At 72.0% G+C, this 1,940-nt stretch carries 1 protein-coding gene; it reads left to right on the top strand.

The window, feature by feature from the left end; all coding sequences use genetic code 11:
- Positions 1–1,940, top strand: a 1,940-nt coding sequence (locus tag GCN75_RS28700; RefSeq protein ID WP_405002841.1) for a DUF7379 domain-containing protein, incomplete at both ends; no start/stop codon positions are given.

Below are 1,940 nucleotides of genomic sequence, written 5' to 3'. Positions count from 1 at the left end.
GATGCTGCGGGCCGTGCGCGTGTACCGCTGCGGCGCCGCCGCCATGACGGCGCTGGCGGCGGCGGGCGCCTTCCAGGACCGCCAGCTGGAACAGCGCCTGGGACTGTACCGCTGCGGCATCGAGGCGGGCAGCATGACGGCCGTCGCCAGCCTGCCCGCCGGTCCGGAACCCGTGCTGCTGCTGCTGCACGGCACGGCGTCGTCGACCCCGCGCAGCTTTGGCGGCCTGTGGCGCAACGGCCTGGCGCCGCGGCTGGCGGCACAGTACGGCAACCGCATCTACGGCTACGAGCACCGCAGCCTCAGCGAAAGCCCCATCCAGAATGCGCTGGCCCTCGTGCGCCAGCTGCCGCACGGTGCCGTGCTGCACCTGCTGGCCCATTCGCGCGGCGGCCTGGTGGGAGAATTGCTGGCTAGGGCGCAGCGCATCGACAGCCGCGGCGCCGTCGACCTGGCTGGCGACGGGCTGGAGCGGCTGAGCGAAAACACGGTGGGCGGCGAAGCGTTCAACGGCCACGATATCGACCACTTCACGGCGCAGGCGCGGCTGGGCGGGCGCAGCGGCCACGACGAGGATGCGGCGCGCCTGCGCGAACTGGGCGTGGAGCTGAAGAAGCGCGCCATCCGCATCGCCCGCTTCGTGCGCGTGGCCTGCCCCGCGCGCGGCACCACCTTGATGACGGGCCGCCTCGACCGCTGGGCCAGCGTGATGTTCAACCTGCTGCCGCAGGGCGACGTTCCCGACGGCGGCGTGGCCTTCCTGCTGGCCGTGGTGCAGCAGCGCTGCGACGCGCGCATCCTGCCGGGCCTGGAAGCGATGATGCCCGACTCGCCGCTGGTGGCGCTGCTCAACGCGCCCGACGTGCGCGTGGCCAGCCCCCTGCACGTGCTGGCCGGCGCCTGCAGCGGCGAAGGCTTGCTGGGCTGGCTGGGCGACTGCCTCGACGACCAGCTCTACGGCGGGCAGAACGACCTGGTGGTCAATTGCGCCTCGATGGCGGGCGGCGCCACGCGCAGCACGCCCGTGCGCCAGTTGCTGCTGCGCGGGCCGCAGGCGCACCACCTGAACTACTTCGAGCGCGCGCCCTCCAGCCTGGCCGCCGTGCAGGCGCTGACGGGCGACGAAACGGCTTACCAGCCGCTGCCCGGCATCGAGCACGGCCCCCTGGCACGGGGCGGCGAAGTGCCGAAACGGCGCGCGCACGCGCCCATCGTGCTGCTGCTGCCCGACATCATGGGCAGCCACCTGCAAGTGGGCAGCAACCGCATCTGGTTCGACCCCGTCAACCTCGTCGAAGGGCGCATCGAACGCCTGGCCGTGGGCCAGCCGCACATCGTCAGCGCCGGCTGGATCGAATCGTGCTACGAACCGTTTGCCCGCTTTCTCGCGCAAAGCCAGGAAGTGCGGCCGTTCACCTACGACTGGCGCTTGTCGCTGCAGCATTCCGCCAGCGCCTTCCTGCCCGTGCTCGACGAAGCCATACGCGACGCCGAGCAGCGCGGACAGCCGCTGCGCATCGTTGCGCACGGCATGGGCGGGCTGGTGGCGCGCCTGGCCCTGAAAGACCGCTGGCAGCGCTTTGGCGCCCTGCCCGGCAGCCGCTTGCTGCAGGTGGGCAGCGCCAACCGGGGCACGCAGGCGATGGTGCAAGTGCTGCTGGGGCGCGACCGGCTGGTGCAGATGCTGGCGTGCTGGATAGGCTGGAAGCACACGCGGCGCCAGTTTCTCGGCTTCGTGCGCGCCTTTCCCGGCGTGCTGGACATGCTGCCGCAGCCGCAGGCCGGCGCCGGCATCGATTACTTCGACGCCGGCGCCTGGGCGCAGCTGGCCGCCGGCGACGCGCAGGCGGACCTGGGCAAAGCCAGCCAGCTGCCTGACTGCCCGATGAACACCGCATCCGCTACCCTGCCCAAGTCCCTTGCCTTTGTCCGGCGCAACC

Origin of the sequence: Janthinobacterium violaceinigrum, from assembly GCF_009208555.1 — a bacterium.
In the GTDB taxonomy this organism is placed as follows: Bacteria; Pseudomonadota; Gammaproteobacteria; order Burkholderiales; family Burkholderiaceae_D; genus Janthinobacterium; species Janthinobacterium violaceinigrum.
Note: the sequence above shows the minus strand (reverse complement) of the source record. Positions and strands in the feature narration are given on the sequence as shown.